This is a genomic window from Massilia pseudoviolaceinigra, assembly GCF_030846505.1.
Classification (GTDB): Bacteria; Pseudomonadota; Gammaproteobacteria; order Burkholderiales; family Burkholderiaceae_D; genus Telluria_A; species Telluria_A violaceinigra.
Genome location: NZ_JAVCWL010000112.1, coordinates 1 through 1109, shown reverse-complemented (window position 1 = coordinate 1109; position 1109 = coordinate 1). Strand labels below are relative to the sequence as shown.

The following is a 1109-nucleotide window of genomic DNA, read 5'->3' as shown; positions in this document are numbered from 1 at the left end:
TGTTTAGTTTCGTGCGATCATATTCCTCGTCGCAGCATGGCTTTGTTCCGCGCCAAGGCCGTGCTTGACGAGTTGATCGCCGGTTTGCCGCCGCGGTCGTCCCATCGGTTGCAGCAGATCGCATAAACTTCACTCTATGAGCACACGTATCCATCCCCAAGCCCGCACGACGCCGAAGATCCGGCAGGAAATCAAGGACTCCGGCCTGTCCGATCGCGAGGCTGCCAAGGTCTTCAATATCACCCGTGCCACGGCTGCCAAGTGGCTCAAACGAGACGATGTGCAAGACCGCTCGCACCGCGCCCATACGCTGCATACGACCTTGAGCGCGACGCAGGAGGCCATTGTGCTGTCACTGCGCCAGTCGCTTTATCTGCCGCTTGACGACCTGCTGTACATCACCCGCGAGTACATCAACGCCGCTGTTTCGCGGGCAGGTATAGCCCGCCTGCTCAAGCGCGAGGGCATGTCGCGCCTGGAGGACATCATTCCGAAGGCAGAGGGCGAAACGATCTCGCCCAAGAAGACCTTCAAGGACTATGAGCCGGGCTTCGTTCACATCGACATCAAATACCTGCCGCAAATGCCGGATGAGACGTCGCGTCGCTACCTGTTCGTGGCCATCGACCGCGCCACGCGTTGGGTGTTTCTGCACATATACGGCGACATGACCGACAGCAGCAGCGTCGACTTCCTGCACCGCCTCAAGATTGCCTCACCAATCAAGATCACCAAAATCCTGACCGACAATGGCTCTCAATTTACCGACCGGTTTACGATGAAAGACAAGAAGCCCAGTGGCCACCATGCCTTCGATAAGGTCTGTTCCGGTATGGACATCGAGCACCGTCTGGCACCGCCACGTCACCCGCAAACAAACGGCATGGTCGAACGCTTCAACGGGCGCATTAGCGAGCTGCTTCAACAGACCCGATTCGACAGCCGGGCCGACCTGGAGACGACCTTGCTCAACTACCTGAAGCTATACAACCACCACATTCCGCAGCGTGCCATTGGTTCCAAAACGCCCATTCAAGCGCTCAAGGAATGGCAGCACAACAAACCGGAATTATTTGTTAAACGCGTTTATGACCAGACGAGACTTGACA

The 1109-nt window shown here is 57.0% G+C and carries 1 protein-coding gene; it reads left to right on the top strand.

All coding sequences use genetic code 11. The annotated features are described in order from the left end of the window. Positions 1–136: 136 nt before the first annotated feature. Positions 137–1109: IS481 family transposase (locus RBA40_RS33300; protein ID WP_306653190.1), on the top strand; the 973-nt coding region annotated here is incomplete at its 3' end.